The organism is Pseudomonas sp. HLS-6, assembly GCF_002753995.1.
Taxonomy (GTDB): domain Bacteria; phylum Pseudomonadota; class Gammaproteobacteria; order Pseudomonadales; family Pseudomonadaceae; genus Aquipseudomonas; species Aquipseudomonas defluvii.
The window spans coordinates 3569193-3592852 of record NZ_CP024478.1 but is presented as its reverse complement, the minus strand read 5'-3'; the positions used below and the strand labels follow the sequence as shown (position 1 = coordinate 3592852).

Annotated in this window: 21 protein-coding genes; 12 read left to right on the top strand and 9 right to left on the bottom strand. The window is 59.7% G+C overall.

Translation table 11 applies throughout. The features are described from left to right. Positions 1–95: 95 nt before the first annotated feature. Positions 96–317, bottom strand: coding sequence for a YgdI/YgdR family lipoprotein (locus CS390_RS16825; protein WP_099775404.1), 222 nt, complete (start codon positions 315–317; stop codon positions 96–98). 186 nt (positions 318–503) lie between these two features. Between CS390_RS16825 and moaB the strand changes: the two genes are divergently transcribed. Together moaB and glp are read left to right on the top strand one after the other, a co-directional pair. Then, a complete protein-coding gene (gene moaB / locus CS390_RS16820; RefSeq protein WP_099775403.1) occupies positions 504–1043 on the top strand; it encodes a molybdenum cofactor biosynthesis protein B in 540 nt (179 codons plus the stop codon). Positions 1044–1065: 22 nt separating this feature from the next. Then, positions 1066–2253, top strand: coding sequence for a gephyrin-like molybdotransferase Glp (gene glp, locus CS390_RS16815; protein WP_177442414.1), 1188 nt, complete (start codon positions 1066–1068; stop codon positions 2251–2253). On the opposite strand, the gene CS390_RS16810 is transcribed toward glp, so the two are convergent. The 5 genes from CS390_RS16810 to CS390_RS16790 all read right to left on the bottom strand — a co-directional run bounded on the left by CS390_RS16810 (position 2242) and on the right by CS390_RS16790 (position 7909). Next, positions 2242–3489, bottom strand: coding sequence for a glycosyltransferase family 4 protein (locus tag CS390_RS16810; RefSeq protein WP_099775401.1), 1248 nt, complete (start codon positions 3487–3489; stop codon positions 2242–2244). The two genes, glp and CS390_RS16810, sit on opposite strands and share 12 nt — an antisense overlap. A gap of 63 nt (positions 3490–3552) precedes the next feature. After that, positions 3553–5007, bottom strand: a complete 1455-nt coding sequence (locus CS390_RS16805; RefSeq protein WP_099775400.1) for a mannose-1-phosphate guanylyltransferase/mannose-6-phosphate isomerase — start codon at positions 5005–5007, stop codon at positions 3553–3555. A gap of 430 nt (positions 5008–5437) precedes the next feature. Then, positions 5438–6097 (bottom strand): response regulator transcription factor, encoded by a 660-nt coding sequence (locus tag CS390_RS16800; protein WP_099775399.1) that lies wholly within the window; start codon positions 6095–6097, stop codon positions 5438–5440. Continuing rightward, complete coding sequence (locus CS390_RS16795; protein WP_065758445.1) at positions 6094–6984, bottom strand: sensor histidine kinase; 891 nt, start codon at positions 6982–6984, stop codon at positions 6094–6096. Before CS390_RS16795 ends, CS390_RS16800 begins: the two co-directional genes overlap by 4 nt. A gap of 502 nt (positions 6985–7486) precedes the next feature. Continuing rightward, positions 7487–7909 carry a hypothetical protein gene (locus CS390_RS16790; protein WP_065758446.1) on the bottom strand — a complete coding sequence of 141 codons (423 nt, stop codon included), beginning with the start codon at positions 7907–7909 and terminating at the stop codon, positions 7487–7489. Positions 7910–8288: 379 nt separating this feature from the next. Between CS390_RS16790 and CS390_RS16785 the strand changes: the two genes are divergently transcribed. Next, positions 8289–9224: a chemotaxis protein CheV gene (locus CS390_RS16785; protein WP_065758447.1), complete on the top strand. Its 936-nt coding sequence runs from the start codon at positions 8289–8291 to the stop codon at positions 9222–9224. Positions 9225–9300: 76 nt separating this feature from the next. After that, positions 9301–10104 (top strand): MOSC domain-containing protein, encoded by an 804-nt coding sequence (locus tag CS390_RS16780; RefSeq protein ID WP_099775398.1) that lies wholly within the window; start codon positions 9301–9303, stop codon positions 10102–10104. A gap of 74 nt (positions 10105–10178) precedes the next feature. Here the strand turns inward: CS390_RS16780 and CS390_RS16775 are convergent, their stop codons facing one another. Beyond that, positions 10179–12107 (bottom strand): transglycosylase SLT domain-containing protein, encoded by a 1929-nt coding sequence (locus CS390_RS16775; RefSeq protein ID WP_065758449.1) that lies wholly within the window; start codon positions 12105–12107, stop codon positions 10179–10181. A gap of 210 nt (positions 12108–12317) precedes the next feature. Between CS390_RS16775 and CS390_RS16770 the strand changes: the two genes are divergently transcribed. Further along, a complete protein-coding gene (locus CS390_RS16770) occupies positions 12318–14237 on the top strand; it encodes an ATP-binding cassette domain-containing protein (protein WP_065758450.1) in 1920 nt (639 codons plus the stop codon). A 42-nt stretch (positions 14238–14279) separates the two neighbouring features. Here CS390_RS16770 and CS390_RS16765 read toward each other — a convergent pair whose 3' ends face one another. Then, complete coding sequence (locus CS390_RS16765; RefSeq protein WP_065758451.1) at positions 14280–14723, bottom strand: universal stress protein; 444 nt, start codon at positions 14721–14723, stop codon at positions 14280–14282. Between the two features lie 110 nt (positions 14724–14833). On the opposite strand from CS390_RS16765, the gene CS390_RS16760 reads away from it, so the two are divergent. From CS390_RS16760 to CS390_RS16725, 7 genes are all read left to right on the top strand, one after another. Next, positions 14834–15271, top strand: a complete 438-nt coding sequence (locus CS390_RS16760) for a hypothetical protein (RefSeq protein ID WP_065758452.1) — start codon at positions 14834–14836, stop codon at positions 15269–15271. A gap of 500 nt (positions 15272–15771) precedes the next feature. Beyond that, positions 15772–17919 (top strand): fatty acid oxidation complex subunit alpha FadB, encoded by a 2148-nt coding sequence (gene fadB, locus CS390_RS16750; RefSeq protein WP_099775397.1) that lies wholly within the window; start codon positions 15772–15774, stop codon positions 17917–17919. A gap of 31 nt (positions 17920–17950) precedes the next feature. After that, positions 17951–19126: an acetyl-CoA C-acyltransferase FadA gene (fadA, locus tag CS390_RS16745; protein WP_099775396.1), complete on the top strand. Its 1176-nt coding sequence runs from the start codon at positions 17951–17953 to the stop codon at positions 19124–19126. Between the two features lie 79 nt (positions 19127–19205). Further along, a complete protein-coding gene (locus CS390_RS16740; protein WP_065758455.1) occupies positions 19206–19457 on the top strand; it encodes a DUF1653 domain-containing protein in 252 nt (83 codons plus the stop codon). A 100-nt stretch (positions 19458–19557) separates the two neighbouring features. Then, positions 19558–22170 (top strand): type I DNA topoisomerase, encoded by a 2613-nt coding sequence (gene topA / locus CS390_RS16735; protein ID WP_065758456.1) that lies wholly within the window; start codon positions 19558–19560, stop codon positions 22168–22170. Between the two features lie 141 nt (positions 22171–22311). Next, positions 22312–22833 carry a DUF6586 family protein gene (locus tag CS390_RS16730; protein WP_065758457.1) on the top strand — a complete coding sequence of 174 codons (522 nt, stop codon included), beginning with the start codon at positions 22312–22314 and terminating at the stop codon, positions 22831–22833. A 50-nt stretch (positions 22834–22883) separates the two neighbouring features. Beyond that, positions 22884–23117: a hypothetical protein gene (locus CS390_RS16725; protein ID WP_065758458.1), complete on the top strand. Its 234-nt coding sequence runs from the start codon at positions 22884–22886 to the stop codon at positions 23115–23117. A 64-nt stretch (positions 23118–23181) separates the two neighbouring features. Here the strand turns inward: CS390_RS16725 and sulA are convergent, their stop codons facing one another. Beyond that, positions 23182–23655, bottom strand: a complete 474-nt coding sequence (gene sulA, locus CS390_RS16720) for an SOS-induced cell division inhibitor SulA (protein WP_065758459.1) — start codon at positions 23653–23655, stop codon at positions 23182–23184. Positions 23656–23660: the final 5 nt, after the last annotated feature.

The window sequence follows — 23660 nt, the reverse complement described above, 5'->3', positions numbered from 1 at the left end:
ACCTCAAACAGGAGAAAAGGGCGCGTATTCTGAGGGTGTTCTTCGATGCCGGCAATCGACACTGACCATCGGCGTAGCACGCGAGCCGCCCCGTTTCAGAGGTCTTGGACCGTGCGGACCTGGTCTTTGTTGACGCGGTTGCGCTTGCCGTCCAGTTGCTCGAATTCGTAGAAACCGGAGTCATCATCATACGTTGGCGTGTCGATGGTCTGGATCTCGCGTCCGTCGTTGAGGGTGATCACGGCTGGCGATGAGCAGCCTGCCAGGGTGCCCAGGCCCAGTGCGAGGAGGATCGCTGGGAGTGCTCGTTGGATCATCGTGTATCTCCAGTCATGGATGGGATGCTGTACGGTCCTTGAGATGCATACCTTTACAGCAAGTTCCTTGTTGAGTGCAGCATAGCTGTCAGGTGTTGATCGTGGTCAGGGTAGCGCCGGGCGCGAGTTGATGTGGCCTGTGATATAACACCGGGCATGTGTTCCTACCAATGGATTCAAGGTCCCATGAAAGCCAAGGCTGATGTACCTTTTGTGCCGCTTAACATCGCGGTGTTGACCGTCAGTGATACCCGTACGCTTGAAACCGATACCTCGGGTGAGGTGTTCGTCGAACGCCTGACGACGGCCGGGCACGCCCTTGCGGCGCGTGTATTGCTCAAGGACGATCTCTACAAAATCAGGGCTCAGGTCGCGACCTGGATTGCCGATGAGCAGATTCAAGTGGTGCTGATTACCGGTGGTACAGGGTTTACCGGTCGCGACAGCACGCCCGAAGCGGTGACGTGCTTGCTGGACAAGCAGGTCGATGGTTTTGGTGAGCTGTTCCGGCACATTTCGTTGGCCGATATCGGCACCTCCACCATCCAGTCGCGCGCGCTTGCGGGCCTGGCCAATGGCACGCTGGTGTGTTGCCTGCCGGGTTCGACCAATGCATGCCGTACCGGCTGGGACGGCATCCTGGCCGAGCAGTTGGATGCCCGTCATCGCCCGTGCAATTTTGTCACCCACCTCAAGCAGGCCGAACCCTGCCAGAGCCGTGGCTGAGGCCGCGGCGGTGAAGCCGCTGATGTCCGTCGAGCAGGCCCTTGAACGCCTGCTGGCGTTGGCCGATAGCACGCCTGTTCGTGAGTATGAGCAGGTCTGCCTGGCTGAGGCTGAAGGCCGCGTACTGGCCCGTGAACTGGTTGCCAGCCTGGACCTGCCGCCGTGGCCGAACAGCGCCATGGACGGTTATGCCTTGCGCCTGGCCGATTGGCAGGGTGAGCCGCTGGTGGTGAGCCAACGGATATTTGCCGGTCATGCGCCCGCACCACTGGAGCCCGGCACTTGTGCGCGTATCTTTACCGGTGCGCCAATGCCGGCGGGCGCCGATTGTGTGGAGATGCAGGAAAATACCGAGGTTCTGGCCGATCAGCGGGTGCGCTTCACCCAGCCGTTGCGCGTTGGTCAGAACATTCGTCCTCAAGGCCAGGAAACACGCGCCGGTGAGCAGGTGCTGGCTGCCGGCACACGCCTGGGGCCTATCGAGTTGGGCTTGGCAGCCTCATTGGGCTGCGCTGAGCTGACGGTGGTTCGGCGCGTGCGGGTAGCGTTGCTGTCCACCGGTGATGAGTTGGTTGAGCCTGGCTTGCCGTTGGGCCCCGGGCAGATCTACAACAGCAATCGACGGCTGCTGGCGGCCTGGTTGCAGCGTTTGGGTTGTGAAGTGGTCGACGTCGGCATTCTTGAGGATGACCTGCAGAAGACCCGCGAATGCCTGGGGCGTCTCTCTGACGTCGACCTGATCCTCTCTACCGGCGGTGTTTCGGTCGGTGAAGCCGACTACCTGGGTATCGCCTTGCGTGAGGAAGGCGAGTTGGGGCTCTGGAAGCTGGGAATCAAGCCAGGCAAGCCGCTGACCTTCGGGCATTACCGCGGTGTGCCGGTGGTCGGGCTGCCCGGTAACCCTGCGTCGACGCTGGTGACGTTCGGCCTGCTGACCCGTCCCTACCTGTTGCGCCGCCAGGGTGTTCAGGACGTCGCGCCTCTGCAGTTTGCCGTGCCAGCCGGCTTTGAATGGCCCAAGGCCGGCAGTCGCCGGGAATACTTGCGGGGGCGAATGGAGCACGGGCAGGCGCGGATCTACAAAAACCAGAGTTCTGGCGTGCTGCGCAGTGCCGCCTGGGCAGAGGGACTGGTCGAGGTTCGTGAGGGCCAGACACTCGTGCCAGGCGACATGCTGCAGTTCATTCCGTTGAGCGAATTACTCGGCTGAGCGGCTTAGCAGTGCGCTGTCCAGGTCGGCACCACCTGTTCTGGACAGCGCGCTGAGGCGCGCGTGTACTGCTTCAAGTTGTGCCGCTGCAACGCTCCAGTCGTGCGTTGTACTGACGAACTGGCGAGCAGCGTCCGACAGTTGTCGCATGCGCCAGGGTTGGTTGAGCAGTTGGGTAATCATCAAGGCCAGGCCATCGCTGTCGTCGCAGCCCAGGTAGTGTTCGCCATTGTTTACGGTCAGGCCGGCGACGCCATCGCGGGTAGTGACCACGGGCAGGCCGGCCGCCATGGCTTCCAGCACCTTGACCTTGCAGCCACCTTTATGGCGCAGCGGGGCGAGGAAAATCGCCGAGTGACGTTGTATGTCGCGCAGGTCGGGCAGGTAGCCGATCCACTCGATACGCGGGTCATTCCAGTGCAATTTCAATTGTTCCGGCAGGGCATGGCCCGCGATTGCCACGCGAACCGCCGGGTTGCTCAGCCAGACTTTCGGCATGATGTCGTCGAGGGCCCACTCAATGGCATTGAGGTTGGCGCCGTACTCGAAATTGCCGACAAACAACAGGCGTTGGCTGTGCAGTGCCGGGCTCACAGACTGGTAGTACTCGCAGTCGACGCCATTGATGACCACACGGGCGGTGCGGCCAGTCATTCGGCTGATCAGGCCGGCGTCGTCTTCACTGACCGCAATCACTTCGCTGGCCTGGCGCAGTACCCGTGTTTCCCAGTACCGGTAGCGCCAGCGGTCGAAGGTATTGAAAGGGCGCAGCCACAAGGGCAGTCGGTCCTGGCGGGCGGCACCGGCAATGGATTCAACGGTGTGCTCACTGACAATGAATGGCAGTCCGCTCGATTGCAGGGCTTTTTCGAAGGGTTGAAAACTGTAGCTGTGCTCGATCTGTATCACGTCCCAGTGTTCTTGCAGCAAGTGCTCGAAACAATGCCGCAGGTGGGGCGCCAGGCCGTTGATACTGGCCCGCATCGGGTAGCTGACATAGAACGCTGCGAGCAGGTTGAGCGGGCTGCGCAGCGGGCGCCTGGGCAGTACGATCAAGCGCTCGACCCAGGGTTCGAGCGCTTGCCGTGCCGCGTCCCCAAGGGGGACCTTCGATTGCACCAACAAGGTGATGCGGTGGCCCCGTTGGGCCAGGCCGCGTAGCAGGTTGTATTGCCGGGTCTTGCCACCGCTGGTGGTTGGCCAGGGCAGGTTGGGCAGTGTCCAGAGTACGCGCATGAAGCCTTTCCTCTATCGCCGGGCGGGTAACGCTGGCCGATATGAAAGGCGCGCCTGCCTGAGTCAGCCGATGATCGGCTCTGGGGCGCGTCCGTAAATATCAGTAAAGCGTACGATGTCGTCCTCGCCCAAATATTCGCCACTTTGTACTTCGATCATCACCAGATCGATGACCCCCGGATTGCGCAGGCGATGGGTGCAGCCGGGTTTGATGAAGGTTGACTCATTGGTGTCGAGCAAAAATTCTTCTTCGCCGTTGGTCACCATCGCCATTCCGCTGACCACGATCCAGTGTTCACTGCGGTGATGGTGCATCTGCAGCGACAGCGACGCTTCCGGGCGAACCATGATGCGCTTGATCTTGAAGCGCGGGCCTTCCTCCAGCACGGTGTAGGTGCCCCAAGGACGCGTCACGGTGCGGTGCAGGCGATAGGCGTCATGGCCCTGGCGCTTGAGCTCCTGGGCGATCAACTTGACCTCCTGACTGCGCTGCGCGTCCGCGATCAGCAACGCATCGGGCGTATCAATGATGATCAGGTTGTCCAGGCCAAGGCCTCCTACCAGGCGGCGAGGCGAATCGATGTAGCAGTTGCTCACGTCGTGAAGTACGGTCTCGCCGTTGCATTGGTTGCCGTTGTGATCGCTTTCCTTCAGTTCGCGTACGGCTTGCCAGCATCCGATATCGCTCCAGCCCAGTTCGCTGGGAAGTACCGCAACCCGTTTTGAGGGCTCCATCACTGCGTAGTCGATGGAGATGTCCGGGACTTGCGCAAAACTGTCAGCATCCAGTTCCAGTTGCAACTCATCGTGACCGGTTTTGCTCTGGCTGCGCTCCAGGCATGCGCTTACGGCCGCGAGCAACTGCGGTGCATGCATCTCCAGTTCGTGCAGGATGGCATCCACACGCATGCAGAACATGCCGGCGTTCCACAGGTGCCGGCCTTCTTCCAGGTAGCGTTGTGCGGTGGCTGCGTCAGGCTTTTCAACGAAGCGCGCAACCTGATGGCCGTGAGCGCCCAGCGGTTGGCCCTTCTCGATATAGCCAAAGCCGGTTTCCGGGCGGCTGGGGACCAGGCCGAACGTAGTTAGCCAGCGCTGTTCGGCCAGTTCCCTGGCATGTCCAACGGCTGTTTCGAAGGCCTGCAGATCACTGATCAGATGGTCGGCTGGCAGTACCAGCAGTTGCGCGTCCTCACCGTAGTGGCGTGCGCAATGCAGGGCAGCGGCGGCAATGGCGGGCGCGGTGTTGCGGCCACAAGGCTCGAGAATGAAGTCCAGTGCGACGCGGGCCTGGTTCAGTGCCCGGTACTCATCCAGGGTACGGAAGAAAACATCGCGGTTGGTCACGGTCAACACCCGCTCGACATCCTTCAGGTTGCTGGCCCGGATGAAGGTCTTCTGTAGCAGGCTCTGACCATCTGGCATGCGCATGAATGGCTTGGGCATGGCTTCGCGGGAAACCGGCCAGAGCCTTGTGCCAGCGCCGCCAGCGATGATGCAGGGAATCAGTACACTCATCTCACATAGCCTCGAAGCAAGGGCGCTGCGATCGTGCAGCGCGACAGGAAGGAACAGGTACCTGGCAGGCGCTTGCACAATGAGTCAATAAACCGACTTTTTCACCGGCGTCGTCCTTGATTGCCAATATTTTGTCGAATAATGCACGTTAGGCGGCACGCTTTCAATGGCATTTCCATGAATGCGGGTGTTTTCCGACCGTTGATCGTACCCCGCTCTTGCTGTGCCGAGGCCGATATCGGTGCTGCGTGACGTTGCAGCTGGAATGTCGATAGACCTTGGCACAAGGGGGCATGTTAGCGCCTGGCTGTGTCAGGCGTACGCAGGGGGCGTTCAATCAGGATGGCAGGGCGCTTTGGGTGGCAAGCCTGCGGCTCACGGTGTTGCTGAGGGGCATTGCGAGTGCGTCTGCCCGAGGCGTATTCAGTGCTCAGTCGTCCAGGCTGATGATTTGCTCACGTACGGCAAACAGAACCAGGCCGGCCACGTCGTAAATCTGCAGGCGCTTCATGATCTGCGAGCGATGGGTTTCTACGGTTTTAATACTCAGGCCCAGGCCGTTTGCAATCTCCCGGGTGGACTTTCCGCGCACAATCAACCGCAAAATTTCCAGTTGGCGTGCCGTGAGGTTGTGATTATCGGCCGCTTCCGGCTTGTTCGCCTTGGCTTTGAGCAATGCCTGATTGATGACCGTATGGGCAATGGCCGGACTCAGGTAGCGTTCGTCGCAACGCAGTGCGGCAAGAGCTTGTTCAAGCTCGGTGGCAGTGGTGTCTTTGAGCAGGTAGCCGTGGGCGCCGGTTTCCAGGGCGCGCATGATCAGCTCCGGGTCAGTGTGCATCGACAGAATCAAGACTTTGCAGCGGCTATCGGTTGCGCGCAGCTGTGCCAGGGCGTCAAGGCCGCTGGTTGAGCGCATGGAGATATCCAGCAGGACGATATCCGGGTCAAGTCGTCGAACCAGTTCTGGCAACTGGTTGCCATCATTGGCTTCGCCTATCACGGTGTAGCCCGGAATGTCGGATACCAGTGCGCGTACGCCGGCTCTAATCAGTGAATGGTCATCTACTAGCAGTAATTTACAGGTCATGGGGTCTTACTTGCATTGGCGCGTTCGAGGGTTCGTGGTGCCCATGGGAACAATGCCTGGATCTTTGTGCCGTGGCCGGGCTGGCTGTCTACCGAAAGGCTGCCGCCCAGCAGGTTCACGCGTTCGAGCATGCCGGCCAAGCCGCGCTGGCCGCCCTCGGCAGGGTTGTCTGTGGCCAGGAAACCTTGGCCGTCATCGGTGATCGAGAGTGACAGGCCTTCAGGCAGGCGTTGAATGCAGACGACCAGATTGCTGGCGCGTGCGTGTCGCAAAATGTTTGTGACGGCCTCTTGGGTAATCCGAAAGGCGGCGATTGCGGTTTCCTGCGGGATACCGTCCATGCGTTGTCTGCAATCGAGGCTCCACAGCACATCGGTGTTCTCCAGCGTGCGCAGCAGGTGCGCGCGCAGGCTTGCTTCCAGGCCAAGGCTGGTCAGTTGCCGAGGATTGAGGATCGCTGAGACATCGCGGACATTGGCCAATGTATCGTCCAGTGTCTTGCGCAGGGTTGTGCAGTGTTCCTGCAACTCCGCCGGCAGGCGACGATAGAGCCAGTCGGCTTGAAGTTTGGCGGCGGTCAGCAACTGGCCGATATCGTCGTGCAACTCGCGGCTCAGGTGTTGGCGCTCACTTTCCTGCACTTTCAGCATGCGCTCGGCAAGTTCCTGCGGGCGCAAGGCGATTGAGCGCGCGCTTCGCAGCAATTGCCATGCAATGCACAGCATGGCCAAGGCCTGCAGTGCCAGCAAACTGCCCGGCATGGGCATCGAATGCAGGTACAGGTACAGGTTTGCGGCAATCGAGCTCAGGCAAAGCCCTGCGGTCAACCAGCGTAATAGGGCGGCTCCGGGTGACCAGCGCTTGAACGTCATGAGGCGTAGGAGCATAGGGAATGAAGCCACTGAATATATCGCTGTTGAAAGCCTGTCAAAGGTCGAACAAGAGGTATTGGTCGTATTGCCTTAAACAACTTGTTGATTGTTGGTTTTACATTGGCATGGCGGCCACGCTTTCAACCAACAGGCAATGCCATGAATTAAGCACTGCGATGCTGTGTGTCGACCGCAGGGACGCATATTAGCACTTCATATACATTTGGTCGCGGGTGCCGAAGGTGTCTGAATGGTCAGATTTTACTGGGTGGTACGGTCGTTCCGTTTTTGAGTGATTGTAGCACTTCGCTATCACGGGTGCAGTAAAGATACCTTCCCTTACATCAAGGTCGGGTGGGATTTAAGCGCTTTACCTGGAACTAGTCGAACGCGTTCAAAGTTATGGCTTAGTGTGTTTTCTGCACCGTTCAGGTAACGGCTCTATCGCGGGCTTAGTTCGACTTTAGTTGAGGCTAGTTGGCCTTGAAAAACAGCGGCTGGCATGGGGCGACTCGGCTCATTCTGCGCGGCTCGCCTCTTGCGGGTCCAAGGTGTTGGTCAGGTTGCCGATCAGCTCGAGTTGCTCCTGGTTATCCAGGCTGAGAATGCCGGTTTGCGGATCAATCAACTCCAGTTGCCAGGAAAGCAGTGTCAGGCAGTCCGAAAGCACGGTTAGCGCCTCACCGTGCAAACGATTGCGGTATCGCTCTGGCTCAAGCAGAAGTCGTAGTTGAAGGCAGAATTCGGCAATCTCGGATTGGTCGTGGGCCTGTGCGCGATTAGCCAGGGAACCCAGTGTGTCGACCATGCAGTCGATGGCATCCGGATCGTTGCCGATCAGTTCCAGGTGCGTCAGGCATTCCTGGGTCTTGGTCAGCAGAACCTCGGCATCAATCAGAAAGTCTTGTAGCGCGCTCGTGTTGGGTGAGTCGTCTTGCATTATGCGGCTCCCGCAGGGCGCAGGTTGGCGAAGTGCCGATAATCTGCCTGGCAGCGGACGTTTTGCAGTGCCGGAGCAGAAGCTGGCCACAACCGAGCGATAGCAAACAAAAGCCTGACTCCATTCATGCAATGAGAATGGCGTCACATTAATGGCTAATGGATATTGCGAGCATCAGGTCTCACCCGATTGCTGCTAGGGGTTTCCCTGATGCTGTCTGAGGTGCCCGTGGAAGGGCATGAAGAGGATGAGTGCAGTAAAGCATGATGCTAAAGTGACATCAATGGGGTGCCCAGCATTTTATTTGAGGGGTCAAGCTGGGCGAAAAACGGCCGATATACGGTTAATGCATTTAATTTGCGAAACAGGGGTTCTTCTAATGGCTGGCATTCTCGACACGGTAGACCAACGGACGCAGCTGGTAGGCGAGAACCGCCTGGAAATCCTCATGTTCCGTCTGGCAGGTCGGCAGTTGTTCGCCATCAACGTGTTCAAGGTTCAAGAGGTGCTTCAACTGCCGAAGTTGACGCTGATGCCTCAGCGCCATCCGTTTGTCTGTGGTGTCGTCAACTTGCGTGGGCAGACCCTGCCGGTGATCGATCTTTCTCAGGCGATCGGCATGCGCCCGCTGCAGCCCGGGCCGAACAGCACCATTATCGTCACCGAGTACAACCGTTCCGTACAGGCCTTCCTGGTCGGCGGTGTCGACCGGATCGTGAACATGAACTGGGAGGCTATCATGCCGCCGCCCAGCAGTGCGGGCCGGCAGCATTACTTGACGGCCATCAGCAAGGTTGACGATCAACTGGTCGAAGTCATCGACGTTGAGAAGGTGTTGGCGGAAATCGTTCCGTACAGTGCCAAGGTATCCCGCGACAAGCTCGAGGATCCCTTGCTGGCGCGTGCTTTTGGTCGTGAGGTGTTGCTGGTGGATGACTCTACGGTGGCGCTCGCCCAGCTGCGCGACACCCTGTCTCAACTTGGCGTGAAAATGCATGTGGCCAGTGACGGGCTGAAGGCGCTGCGCATGCTCAAAGCCTGGGCCGACGCCGGTGAAGACATCTGCGAGAAGCTGTTGATGGTGTTCACCGATGCTGAAATGCCAGAGATGGACGGTTACCGATTGACCACGGAAATCCGCAACGATCCGCGTTTGCGTGGTTTGTATGTGGTCTTGCATACCTCGTTGTCCGGCAGTTTCAACGAATCGATGGTGAAGAAGGTCGGCTGTGACAACTTCCTCTCCAAGTTTCAGCCCGACAAGCTGGTCGACGTGGTGCGCGAGCGTCTGATGTTGGACACGGCCACCGCCTGACGGGAGCAGGCCGGGCAGCGCCAGCCCGGCTGTCGGTGTAAGCTTGCTGCCTTTGACATCTCAGGGAGCAGGCCACATGCAGTTGAGCGCGTTATACCGTTACCCACTCAAGTCGGCCCAGGGAGAATCGTTGCAGCAGTCGTCTTGTGGGCTGTTGGGGCTGACTGGAGACCGGCGCTGGATGCTGGTGGAGCGTGAGAGCGGACGCTTCCTGACCCAGCGTGCGTATCCCCGGATGAGTCAGTTGTCGGCCCTTTATGATGCCGAGGGGGGCTTGGTGTTGAGCGCGGCTGGCCAGGATGCACTTCACGTTTCGGTACCGAGTCCCGATGACGCTTTGCGCGGTGTAACGGTCTGGCGCGATACCTTGCGCGTTCCGGACGCCGGTGATGCGGCGGCGGACTGGTTGAGCGTATTCATGGGTACCGCTGTACGCTTGGTTCATGTGCCTGAACAGCGAACCCGCTACCTGCCTGCCGGGTATGGCGAGAACAGCGACCGTGTCGCCTTTGCTGACGGTTTTCCCTTGCTGTTGATTGGCCAGGCCTCGCTTGATGACCTGGTACAGCGCGTTGGCCGACCGCTGGCAATGCAGCGTTTTCGGCCCAATCTGGTGATTGAGGGGAGTGCCCCGTTTGCCGAGGACGGCTGGAAGCGCATTCGTATCGGCACACAGGCATTTCGTGTGCTCAAGCCGTGCACCCGCTGCATCCTGACCACGATTGATCCACTGACGGGTGAGCGCAGCGCCGACCGTGAGCCGTTGACTACGTTGAAGACGTATCGGCAGAAGGATGGCGATGTGATGTTCGGGCAAAACCTGGTGGCCGACGGCGAGGGTGTGCTCGAGGTGGGTATGCCGGTGACGGTGCTGGAGTAACCCCGCTGTTCCCTCGGGCTGGGTAGCCTGCTGGCATGGAACCCATCAGGGCTCCATGCCGGCAGGCGTGTGGCTTACTGATCGTCAAAATAGCGTTCGTGCCAGTCCACAATGGGCTGCGGTGAGTTGAGCTTTTGCCCGTAGATCACCGAGTAGGACAGCACGTTTTGCACATACTGGCGCGTTTCGTCGAAGGGGATCGATTCAACCCAGACGTCGAAGCTCAGGTGGTTGGCGCCTCGCAGCCATTGTCTGACCCGGCCCGGGCCTGCGTTGTAGGCGGCCGAAGCGAGTACCCGGTTGCCATTGAACTGGCCGTGTACCTGACTCAGGTAGGCGGCGCCCAGCTGGATATTCTTCTCCGGGTTCAATACCTGCGCTGGGGATGCCAGGGGAATGCTGAACTTGCGCGCTGTCTCTTTGGCGGTGGCGGGCATCAGTTGCATCAGGCCACTGGCGCCAACACTGGAGCGCGCATCATCCATGAAGGCACTTTCCTGGCGGGTAATGGCAAATACCCAGCTCGAATGCAGTCCGCGGGCTTGCGCTTCACGTACCAGGGTATCGCGGTGGGCCATGGGGAAGCGGATATCCAGGTCATCCCAGTACTGCGCCTGGCTGATGGTGCGAATGGCCGGGAAGTACCAGCGCATGTCATAAGCCAGTTTGGCTTGGGCAACCATCTCGTCGCGGTTGAAGTGGCGGCTGACGTGATACCACTCGCGGCGCCCGTCAACGATTTGTCCGCGGGCATGGAACTCCAGTGCGCGGCGTATGCCTGGGGTATTGCGAACCTTGTTGATGACCTGTTGGCTCAGCATTAACGGCTTGTTGTTGAGCTGATAAGGCGTTTGTGCGCGGTCGGCAGCAAGGAACCCGTAGTAATCGCGCTCACGGGCGACGTTCTTGTACAGCAGCGGGACTTGTGGGTTCTTCGGCTGCGCCAATTCCAGGCTGCGAACCTGCCAGTAGCGCCAGCGGCTGCTGCTGGCCAGGTCTTGTGGCAGGCGTTTGGTCAGCTCGTGGGCATCCTCCCAGCGGCCCAGGCGCAGCAGCAGGCGAAGGCGCCACTCGGTGACCGTGTTGTCGCGCAACTCCGGGTCATAACGGGTCATCAGCTCGAGCGCGCGCGGGTCATAGCGGCGCGCCAGGGTCAGGCCGATTTCGTTGGCAATCGCAACCTTCTCGTCGCGCGAGAAGTGCATGCGGTTGGCGTAGTCGTCGAGCAGGGCCATGGCCCGCTCCGGGTCCTGGCGAGCCAGGCGCCGCAAGCCGAGGCTGACCACGTCGGCCATTGCCTCGTTGGCTGGGGCAAAGCGGCCAGGCTGATTCAGCAGTTCAGGCTTCTGCGCGACGTCGATCAGCAGCCGGCCTTGCGGGCCGAGGCTGTTCAAGGTCTTGACCAGGTTGTTCGCCAGGGCGTAATTGCGCGCCTGGGCGGCTAGCTTGAGGCGCTGCCAGCGTTTTTCCTCGGTCAACTGGCCTTCGGCAGCCCAGCGGTCGAACAGGGCATCGCAGGCGGTGGGCTGTGACTTGCCGACCAGCCAGAGTTTCTCGGCGCTGGCATAGCCTTCGGCGCGCTTGCCCTGAATCAGCAGGTGTTGGCCGTTGAGGCAGTCGAGCTCGGTGAAGTTGAGCTTGGGGTCGTAGTAACGGGCGAAGGTGTCCCACTCGCCGCGATCGGCCAGCCAACGCAGCCAGCGAAGTTTCATCCAGTTGGCTTGCGGCAGGTCGCCGTGTTCGGCAAGGAACTTCTCGATTTCGGCATTGCTTGCCGTCTTCAGACGAGCGGTCAGTTCGTCATACGCCAGGTAGGGCTCCAGCGGATAATCGCTCAGCGCCTGGGCGTAACGCCGATACGGGCCGCTGTCGCCCTTGGCCAGGGCGCGCTTGGCTTCATCGTAATACTGGCGCTGCAGCGTGATATCGGCCGCCTGTGCGGCGCTGACCGCAGAGGCAGAGAGAACAATGCATGAAACGAGGGTGTACAGGCGACGGCGCATGATACTTCCGAACAGTTTGACCAGAACAAGTGTCGGCGTCGCCAGCACTGATGGGTATTACGTGGTTAAGCTTAGCCGGTTGCCGGGGGCTGATCAAAGCACTGTGCTTGTATCGAGTTGTAATGAAGGGCTTGGCGCATAGAAGGTGCTTCCTTGATGTGAGTGTGTCGCAAACCGGGTAGAATGCGCGCCCGGTTTTTGGAGAAGATCATGACCCTGCTCAAATTCAGCGATGTGTCCCTGGCTTTCGGCGCGATGCCGTTGCTGGACAAAGTGTCCTGGCAAATCGCCCGTGGCGAGCGGGTCTGCATCATCGGCCGCAACGGTACTGGCAAGTCGAGCATGATGCGCCTGGTCAAGGGTGATCAGAAACCCGACGAAGGTGAAATCTGGCGCTCGCCAGGGTTGAAGATCGGCGAACTGCCGCAAGAGCTTCCGGTCGCCGACCAACGGACCGTGTTCGACGTCGTCGCCGAAGGCCTGGACGGTGTCGGTGCGCTGCTTGCCGAGTACCATCACCTGAGCCAGAACATCACCAATGATGCTGACCTGGAAAAGCTCATGCATGTTCAGCATGACCTTGAGGCGCGTGATGGCTGGCGCCTGCAGCAGTTGGTCGACAGCACCCTGAGCCGCCTGCAGTTGCCTGCCGACAAGACCCTCGCCGAGCTTTCCGGCGGCTGGCGTCGTCGTGTTCTCCTGGCGCAGGCGCTGGTGTCCGAACCCGACCTGTTGCTGCTCGACGAGCCCACCAACCACCTGGACATCGGCGCCATTGCCTGGCTTGAAGATGCCTTGAGTGGTTTTGGCGGCGCAGTCCTGTTCATTACCCACGACCGTTCCTTCCTGCAGAACCTGGCGACCCGCATCCTTGAGCTGGACCGTGGCGGCCTGATCGACTGGAACGGCGACTACGCCAGCTTCCTGGTGCACAAGGAAGCCATGCTGGCCGCCGAGGAGACCGCCAATGCGCTGTTTGACAAGCGCCTGGCCCAGGAAGAGGTCTGGATTCGCCAGGGCATCAAGGCCCGGCGTACCCGTAACGAAGGCCGTGTGCGTGCACTGAAGGCCTTGCGCGTCGAGCGCAGTGAGCGTCGCGAGCGTCAGGGCAAGGCCAACATCCAGCTCGACACCGCCGAGAAATCCGGCAAGCAGGTGATGGTGCTGGAAAATGTCAGCTTTGCTCACCCCGGTGGCCCGAAGCTGGTGAATGACTTTTCAATGGTGCTGCAGCGCGAGGACCGTATTGGTCTGCTCGGCGCCAACGGTACCGGCAAGACCACCCTGCTCAAGCTGATGCTGGGCGACTTGCAGCCCATCAGCGGTACGGTGTCGTCCGGTACCCGCCTGGAAGTGGCCTATTTCGACCAGTTGCGCCACCAACTGGATCTGGAAAAAACCGTTATCGACAACCTGGCCGAAGGCCGCGACTTCATCGATATCGATGGTCAGAGCCGTCACGTGCTCAGCTACCTGGGTGATTTCCTGTTCAGCCCACAACGCGCCCGCACCCCGGTAAAGGCCCTGTCGGGTGGCGAGCGTGCGCGTCTGTTGCTCGCCAAGCTGTTCAGCAAGCCGGCCAACCTGCTGGTACTCGACGAACCGACCAACGACCTGGACGTGGAAACCCTCGAACTGCTCGAAGAGGTGCTGTCTGGCTTCAAGGGTACGGTATTGATGGTCAGCCACGACCGGGCGTTCCTCGACAACGTGGTCACCAGCACCTTGGTGTTCGAGGGTGAGGGCCGTGTGCGTGAGTATGTCGGTGGCTATCAGGACTGGATCCGCCAAGGTGGTTCGCCGAAACTGCTCGGTGTAACCGAGAACAAGTCTGGCAAGCCTGAACTCAACAGTGCGGTGGTCAGCGCACCTGAGCCTGAGCCCGCGCCGGCTGCTCAACCGGTAGAGGCGAAGAAGAAGCTCAGCTACAAACTGCAGCGTGAACTGGATGCCTTGCCGGGGCAGATCGATGAACTTGAGCAGAAGATGGCTGCTGTTCAGGCACAAATCGCCGACGCTGGTTTCTATCAGCGCCCGATCGACGAGACCTCGAAGGTGCTGGCGCAGCTGGAGTCCCTGCAGGGTGAGCTGGATGTGCTGGTAGAGCGCTGGGCTGAGCTCGACAGCTGAGGCGGCGGGCCCGGCATGCGATTGCACGCCGGGCCTGGTGTTTTACTCGGCTTTTTTCATCAGGCGTACGGCAAGCACATCGCAGGGAGCGCCATGCAGGACGTCATTGGAGGTCGAGCCCAGTAGCAGGGCCAGGCCATGGCGGCCATGGCTACCAACCACGATCAGGTCACAACCCTGTTCCTTGGCCAACGTATGGATTTCCTGGCGCGGTTGGCCATAGGGCAGGTGGACGTTGTTCTCGCTCAGTTCAGGGTATTTGTTGATGACGCGATGCATGCGCTCCCTGGCCTGATCGATTTGTTGCTGCTGCAGTTGCGACAGGTCCATCGGCACGTCGCCGCCAAAGGCCATGGCCATGGGCTCAATGACATGCACCAGCGATATTTTGGTTTCGTCGGTGCTGGCGAGTTCGCGGGCACGCTTTATGACCGGATCGCACTCTTCGGTCAGGTCTACAGCGACCAGTATGTGTTCGTACGACATGAGAGGCTCTCCTGGCAATCACAATGGTTAAAGTATGGTCGGTTTCAGGCTGATTGTTCTGGACTGAGATCAATCAGTTCGTCTTTAAGGCTCAATTAGGAACAACAGATATGACGGTCTGGCTGGTGGTGTCAATCCTTGCGCTGATTCTCAGCCCCATGGCGTGGCTGTTGCCGTCCCATCGGCAGAGTGGGCGCATGGCCTTGCGCATGGAGGCCCGGCGTATGGGGCTGGCCATGCAATTGTCGCCGCAAACCTGGCCGCACTGGCTGCCGCAGGAGCCTCCCAGCACGTGTGCGCAGTACCATCGGGCCCGGCGCAAAGGGCGGGTGGACAGCTGGTGCTATTGGCAGGTCGAGGCCGGGCAGTGGCAGAATCAGTGGCGCGAACCCTGTACCGATCCTCACTTGCTGGAGCAGTTCACCAAGCTGCCCGATAGCGTCTACAAAGTCGAGGCGGGGCCGCAGATGATCGCGCTGTACTGGGGCGAGAAGGGGGAGTCGGCTGTATTGCAAGATATTGCCGAAGTGCTCCGCACCCTGGCGTGAGCCTTCAAGCCCTTCAAGAAAAAAGCCCGATCCATTCGTGATCGGGCTACAGGCCAGGCAGGCCGGCTATCGTTCGTGATGGTTCGAGTGTAGCTGTGCTGTCGTCTCAGGCATGCACATTCTGATTTTTCTTTTCTCTCATACGCTGAATGTCCACTGATTGCGGCAGGGCTGCGACGACTATCGTTGATATGAATGATGGTCGATCAACCTGGCCGTGGTTTTCCTGTCGCCCAGGAAAAATGACCGGAAAGTCGCGTTTTAACGACACTTTTGTGCATTTGACAACCGAAAGGATTTCGGAGAATGTGTGCACACCCAATCAAACGGGCGTATGAATTGAGCGTTTGTATTACAAGAACGCGCTTACAGAATCCCGACTATCGCGCTGACGGGTGTGCCTGGAGCAAGGGTCCGATAAACGCAGGCTTGTGGCCTGTCGAACCTTTCTTCAGCGATCGGCGTGTACTGTTCAGCTTCCATATCGTGGAGATCAGTTGATGATTTACGAAGGTAAAGCCATCACGGTTAAGGCTCTTGAAAGCGGCATCGTCGAACTGAAGTTCGACCTCAAGGGTGAGTCCGTCAACAAGTTCAACCGTCTTACCCTGAACGAACTGCGTCAGGCCGTGGACACTATCAAGGCCGATGCATCGATCAAGGGCGTAATTGTCAGCAGTGGCAAGGACGTGTTCATCGTCGGCGCGGATATCACCGAGTTTGTCGATAACTTCAAGCTGCCCGAGGCCGAACTGGTCGCCGGCAACCTGGAAGCCAACCGTATTTTCAGCGATTTCGAAGATCTGCCGGTGCCGACTGTGGCCGCGATCAACGGCATCGCCCTGGGTGGCGGCCTGGAAATGTGCCTGGCCGCGGACTACCGCGTCATGGCCAGCAGCGCCAAGATCGGCTTGCCTGAAGTCAAGCTGGGGATCTACCCGGGCTTTGGCGGTACGGTCCGTCTGCCGCGCCTGATCGGTGCCGACAACGCTATCGAGTGGATTGCCGCCGGCAAGGAAAACCGGGCTGAAGACGCGTTGAAGGTAGGGGCCGTCGATGCTGTCGTTGCCCCTGAACTGCTGCAGGCTGCGGCTCTGGATCTGATCAAGCGTGCCATCAGTGGCGAGTTCGATCACAAGGCCAAGCGTCAGCCAAAACTGGACAAGCTCAAGCTCAACGCGATTGAGCAGATGATGTCCTTCGAGACCGCCAAGGGCTTCGTTGCGGGCCAGGCTGGCCCGAACTACCCGGCGCCGGTCGAAGCGATCAAGACCATTCAGAAAGCGGCCAATTTCGGGCGTGACAAGGCCCTGGAAGTTGAGGCGGCCGGCTTCGTCAAATTGGCCAAGACCTCGGTTGCCCAGAGCCTGATCGGCCTGTTCCTGAACGATCAGGAGCTCAAGCGCAAGGCCAAGGCCCATGACGAAATCGCTCGCGATGTGAAGCAGGCCGCGGTACTCGGCGCCGGCATCATGGGCGGCGGTATCGCCTATCAGTCGGCGGTCAAGGGTACGCCGATCCTGATGAAGGATATTCGCGAGGAAGCCATTCAGCTGGGCTTGAACGAAGCCTCCAAGCTGCTCGGCAATCGCGTCGAAAAAGGCCGTCTGACCCCGGCGAAAATGGCTGAAGCGCTGAACTCGATTCGCCCGACCCTGTCCTACGGCGACTTTGCCAACGTCGACATCATCGTCGAAGCCGTGGTCGAGAACCCGAAGGTCAAGCAAGCGGTGCTGGCTGAAGTGGAAGGTCAAGTGAAGGAGGATGCGATCCTGGCTTCCAACACATCGACCATTTCCATCAACCTGCTGGCCAAGGCGCTCAAGCGTCCGGAAAACTTCGTCGGCATGCACTTCTTCAACCCGGTGCACATGATGCCGTTGGTCGAAGTCATCCGTGGCGAGAAGTCCAGTGACGTTGCCGTTGCCACCACCGTGGCCTACGCCAAGAAGATGGGCAAGAACCCGATCGTGGTCAACGACTGCCCGGGCTTCCTGGTCAACCGCGTACTGTTCCCTTACTTCGGTGGTTTCGCCAAACTGGTCAGCGCCGGTGTCGACTTCGTTCGCATCGACAAGATCATGGAGAAGTTCGGCTGGCCAATGGGCCCTGCCTACCTCATGGACGTAGTGGGTATCGACACCGGCCACCACGGTCGTGACGTGATGGCCGAAGGCTTCCCTGATCGCATGAAGGACGACCGTCGTTCGGCCGTCGATGTGCTGTATGAGGCCAAGCGCCTGGGTCAGAAGAATGGCAAGGGCTTCTATGCCTACGAGACCGACAAGCGCGGCAAGCCGAAGAAAGTCGCCGATGCATCGGTGCTGGAAGTGCTCAAGCCGATCATCTATGAACAGCGCGACGTGAGCGACGAAGACATCATCAACTGGATGATGATCCCGCTGTGCCTGGAAACTGTGCGCTGCCTGGAAGATGGCATTGTCGAAACCGCTGCCGAAGCGGATATGGGCCTGGTCTACGGCATTGGTTTCCCTCCCTTCCGTGGCGGTGCGCTGCGCTACATCGACTCGATCGGGGTGGCTGAGTTCGTTGCCCTGGCCGATAAGTGCGCCGATCTGGGGCCGCTGTATCACCCCACCGCGAAGCTGCGTGAAATGGCCCGCAACGGCCAGAGCTTCTTCGGTTAAGCGCCCAACGATATAGAGCGAGAATGAATTTATGAGCCTGAATCCAAGAGACGTGGTGATTGTCGACTTCGGTCGCACCCCGATGGGCCGCTCCAAGGGTGGCATGCACCGCAATACCCGCGCTGAAGACATGTCGGCGCACCTGATCAGCAAAGTGCTGGAGCGTAACGCCAAGGTTGATCCGGGCGAAGTCGAGGACGTCATCTGGGGCTGCGTCAACCAGACCCTGGAGCAGGGCTGGAACATCGCCCGCATGGCTTCGCTGATGACCCAGATCCCGCACACCGCTGCCGGGCAGACGGTCAGCCGTCTGTGCGGTTCCTCGATGAGCGCGCTGCACACCGCCGCCCAGGCAATCATGACCGGCAATGGTGACGTTTTCGTCGTCGGCGGCGTCGAGCATATGGGTCACGTGAGCATGATGCACGGGGTCGATCCGAACCCGCACATGTCGCTGTATGCGGCCAAGGCCTCGGGCATGATGGGCCTGACGGCTGAAATGCTCGGCAAGATGCATGGCATCACCCGTGAGCAGCAGGATGCCTTTGGTCTGCGTTCGCACCAGCTCGCCCACAAGGCGACGGTCGAAGGCAAGTTCAAGGATGAGATCATCCCGATGCAGGGCTATGACGAGAATGGTTTTCTGAAAGTCTTCGACTACGATGAAACCATTCGTCCGGACACCACCCTGGAAAGCCTGGCTGCACTCAAGCCGGCGTTCAATCCGAAGGGCGGCACCGTGACGGCAGGTACCTCGTCGCAGATCACCGACGGTGCCTCGTGCATGATCGTGATGTCGGCGCAGCGTGCCAAGGACCTGGGCATTCAGCCGTTGGCGGTGATTCGTTCGATGGCGGTGGCTGGTGTAGACCCGGCGATCATGGGCTACGGCCCGGTGCCGGCTACGCAGAAAGCGCTCAAGCGCGCCGGCCTGAAAATTACCGATATCGATTTCTTCGAGCTGAACGAAGCCTTCGCGGCACAGGCTCTGCCCGTGCTGAAGGATCTGAAAGTGCTCGACAAGATGGATGAGAAGGTTAACCTGCACGGCGGCGCGATTGCATTGGGTCACCCGTTCGGTTGTTCCGGCGCTCGAATCTCCGGAACGCTGCTCAATGTCATGAAGCAGAATGGCGGTACCTTCGGTGTCTCGACCATGTGCGTTGGCCTGGGCCAGGGCATTACCACTGTTTTCGAACGCGTCTAAGCGTTGGGTGGTAGGAAGCCGGGGCCTTGTGCCCCGGTTTTTGTTTGTGCAGGATATTTTTCTCAAGAGGGCAGGCAGCATGCAGATACAACCAGGCGTATACCGGCATTACAAAGGGCCTGAGTATCGTGTATTCAGTGTCGCCCAACACTCCGAAACCGAGGAGTGGGTGGTGTTTTATCAAGCGCTCTATGGCGAGTTCGGCCTGTGGGTGCGGCCTCTTTCGATGTTCCTCGAGTCGGTCGAGGTTGACGGCGAGCAGGTGCCGCGCTTTGCTTTGGTCAAGGCCGAAGAGACGTTGTTTACCCGTGGCGATGCCGAAGCAGGCTAGTTCACTGCGCTTGACCTCACTCTGTTGCCACTATATATAGCGGTGCCACGTCAGGTACCTGCCGTGTTTTTATTTTCAGTATTCAGGAATTTTCCGATCCATGGGCAAATCGCTGGTCATTGTGGAATCCCCGGCTAAGGCCAAGACCATCAACAAGTACCTGGGCAACCAGTACGTGGTGAAGTCGAGTATCGGCCATATCCGAGACCTGCCCACCAGCGGTTCGGCCAGCGCCAGCAAGGAGCCTGCTGCCAAGCGCGGCAAGGCTGCCGCGGCAGAGGGGCCGGTACTCACGCCCAAGGAGAAGGCGCGCAAGCAATTGGTCGCGCGCATGGGTGTCGATCCAGACCACGGCTGGAAAGCCAAGTACGAGATCCTTCCCGGCAAGGAAAAGGTCATCGAGGAACTGCGCCGTCTGGCCAAGGATGCTGACACCATCTACCTCGCAACCGACTTGGATCGCGAGGGGGAAGCCATTGCCTGGCACCTGCGCGAAGCCATTGGTGGTGATGACGATCGTTACAAGCGCGTTGTGTTCAACGAGATCACCAAGAAGGCCATTCAGGAAGCGTTCTCCCAGCCGGGCGAACTGGACATCGATCGGGTCAATGCCCAGCAGGCGCGGCGCTTCCTTGACCGTGTAGTGGGTTACATGGTCTCGCCGCTGCTGTGGCAGAAAATTGCCCGTGGCCTGTCGGCCGGTCGTGTGCAGTCGGTCGCGGTAAAGCTGGTGGTCGAACGCGAGCGCGAGATCCGTGCATTCATCCCGGAAGAGTACTGGGAGATCCACGCCGACCTGGGCACCGCCAAGAACGCCAAAGTGCGCTTTGAAGTGGCACGTGAGAACGGTGAAGCGTTCAAGCCGCTCAACGAAGCCCAGGCGATGGCTGCGCTGGAAAAGCTCAAGGCGTCCAGCTACAGCATCGTCAAGCGCGAAGACCGCCCGACCAGCAGCAAGCCGTCGGCACCGTTCATCACGTCGACCCTGCAGCAGGCTGCCAGCAACCGCCTGGGCTTCGGCGTGAAGAAAACCATGATGATGGCCCAGCGTCTGTATGAAGCCGGTTACATCACCTATATGCGTACCGACTCGACCAACCTGTCGGTCGATGCCGTGGAAATGGCGCGCAGCTACATCGAAAGCGAGTTCGGCAAGAAGTACCTGCCTGATGCGCCGATTGTGTACGGCAGCAAGGAGGGCGCTCAGGAGGCTCACGAAGCGATTCGTCCGTCTGACGTCAATACACATCCAAGCAAGCTCAGTGGCATGGAGCGCGACGCCGAGCGCCTCTATGAGCTGATCTGGCGTCAGTTCGTGGCCTGCCAGATGCCGCCGGCACAGTACCTGTCGACCACTGTCAGTGTGAAAGCCGGTGAGTTCGAACTGCGTGCCAAGGGCCGTATCCTGAAGTTCGACGGTTACACCCGGGTCATGCCGCAACAGAGCAAGCCGGGCGACGATGACGTGCTGCCGGAAATGGAGCAGGGCGAAAGCCTGAAGCTGATCCAGCTCGACCCTAGCCAGCATTTCACCAAGCCGCCGGCACGCTTCTCTGAAGCCAGCCTGGTCAAGGAGATGGAAAAGCGTGGTATTGGTCGTCCGTCGACCTATGCCGCCATTATTTCCACCATTCAGGACCGCGGCTATGTCACGTTGCACAACCGCCGTTTCTACTCCGAGAAGATGGGCGATATCGTCACCGAGCGCCTGTCTGAGAGCTTCTCCAACCTGATGGACTACGGCTTCACCGCCGCGATGGAAGAAAACCTCGACGACGTCGCCCAGGGTGAGCGTGACTGGAAGAGCGTTCTCGACGAATTCTACGGCGACTTCAGCAGCAAGCTGCAGGCGGCCGAGTCGAGCGAAAACGGCATGCGTGCCAACCAGCCGACGCTGACCGATATTCCGTGCCGTGATTGCGGTCGTCCGATGATGATTCGTACCGCCTCGACCGGCGTGTTCCTTGGCTGTTCCGGTTACAGCCTGCCGCCGAAAGAGCGCTGCAAGGCGACGGTCAACCTGGTGCCGGGTGACGAGATTGCTGCCGATGATGAGGGTGAGTCCGAGTCGCGGGTGCTGCGCAACAAGCACCGTTGCCCGATCTGTGCCACGGCGATGGATGCCTACCTGCTCGATGAGAAGCGCAAGCTGCATATCTGTGGTAACAACCCGGATTGCGTCGGCTACGAAATCGAAGAGGGCAACTACCGTATCAAGGGCTATGAGGGCCCGAGCCTTGAGTGCGACAAGTGCGGCAGCGAGATGCAGTTGAAGACGGGCCGTTTTGGCAAGTTCTTCGGTTGCACCAACACCGAGTGCAAGAACACCCGCAAGCTGCTCAAGAGCGGTGAGGCGGCGCCGCCGAAGATGGACGCGGTGAAGATGCCGGAGCTCAAGTGCGAGAAGGTCGATGACACCTACGTGCTGCGCGACGGTGCCTCGGGCTTGTTCCTGGCCGCCAGCCAGTTCCCGAAAAACCGTGAGACCCGTGCGCCGCTGGTGATCGAGATCGTTCCGCACAAGGACGAGATTGATCCGAAGTACCATTTCCTGTGCGAAGCGCCCAAGAAAGACCCTGAGGGTCGTCCTGCGGTTATCCGTTACAGCCGCAAGACCAAGGAGCAGTACGTGCAGACCGAGGTGGACGGCAAGCCTACCGGCTGGCGTGCCTTCTACGATGGCAATGCCTGGAAGGTCGAAGACAAGCGCTGATCGTTCTGGCGCAGTCGAGGGCCGTATCCGACGTGTGTCGGATGCGGCCTTTTTCATTTCAGGGCCAGACACTGCTTGCGGTCGGGCAGGGCATCCCTGAAACTGGCAGGCCCGCCTTGCAGCCTTTCGGAGGGCATCCAGATGGCCCAGGAACTCTATACCCGCACCAATCAGAAGATCTATTTCGCTGGCCTGGCCCTTGAGGCGCTTGGCAAGGCGCAGGAGAGTCGGGCGATGAATGCCCAGGCGCTGGTTCAGGCCGAGCGTGAGTCGGCACTCTTCCATCTCTATGGGGCGTTGCTGGGCTTGTGCCACGAAATTGCGGGCTTCTACCGTTTGCCACAAGCCGGCGCATCGCGTGTCGAGCTGTTGCTGACGCCTGAAGTGCTTGAGGCGGTGGCCATCCCCGAGATGGCCGAGCTGATCGAGTTGGCGCGTCAGCCGGAAACCTGGCTGGCGCAACTGATAAGTGCTTATGCCAATTTGTTCCGACCGCCTGTCGCGGCAAAAAAGCCGAAAACCGACGTTACTCAGCCATTGATTCAGGCGGTCAGCCTTGATGAACCTGAGGTTGAGCCGCTATCGCGGGAGGCGTTGGAGCTCTGGCGGCAGAATCTCAAAAGCCTGACCGTTCGTTTCCGTGAGGGCTTGAGTGAGTGCTGAGTTCATCGGTGGCTGGTACAATGCCAGCCTTTCGTGGAGAACAGCCTTTTATGCCAACGTCCTTTCTAGAAATTGTCGAGTTACCTGACGGCCGCATCGAACTGCGCCGCGCCGAGGACGAAGGGTCGTTGGTTACCCTGGATTTCTCAGAGGACGCCAAGGCTTTTCTGCAAGGGCAGCACGTAGAAGTGGCCAAGGCCATGCTCAGCGTGGGCGTGCAGATGGCTGGCAAGCTGGTTGAAGGCGAGATCGAGCGTGAAGACGGCCCACGGGTTCTGCATTAATCGCCCTTGAGGGCTTCTCCGTTCTGGAGAAGCCTTGCCTGCAGATGTATTGACCTGCTGAACGTCAGCCGAGGCGGATGTTCAGGCTTTGCGCGTGCCCGGCACGTGCAGCATTGATCAGTTGTTGGCGGGCCGACGTGCTGACCGGGTTTAACCAGCTCACTACGGTGTGGCTGCGGCCCAGGCGCAAGGCGTCGCAGGCCAGTTGCAGGGCGCTCTGGGTGTTGCGTGGTTGTAGCAGAAGGATGCGTTCGCGGTTCAGGCCGGCATCGCGTAGCCAGGCTTGAGTTAGGCTGGTAGGCGGTGCGATCAGGGTCAGCCAGCGGGCATCCTGTTCTTCGCTCAGTTCACGAAGCATTGGGGCCAACAGGCTTTGGCAGTTCCCCAGTGCACCTCGGAAGGAAAGCTCACTGAATACCTCGGGATCGTTGTTCGGTCGCACAGGTTCTGCCGGCTTCAGGCGGGGCAGGATCGGCTGGGCCAGGAACGCCTCGAACAACGGCAGTTGGGCTTGCTGAGGTACATGGGGGAACTGCATAACGC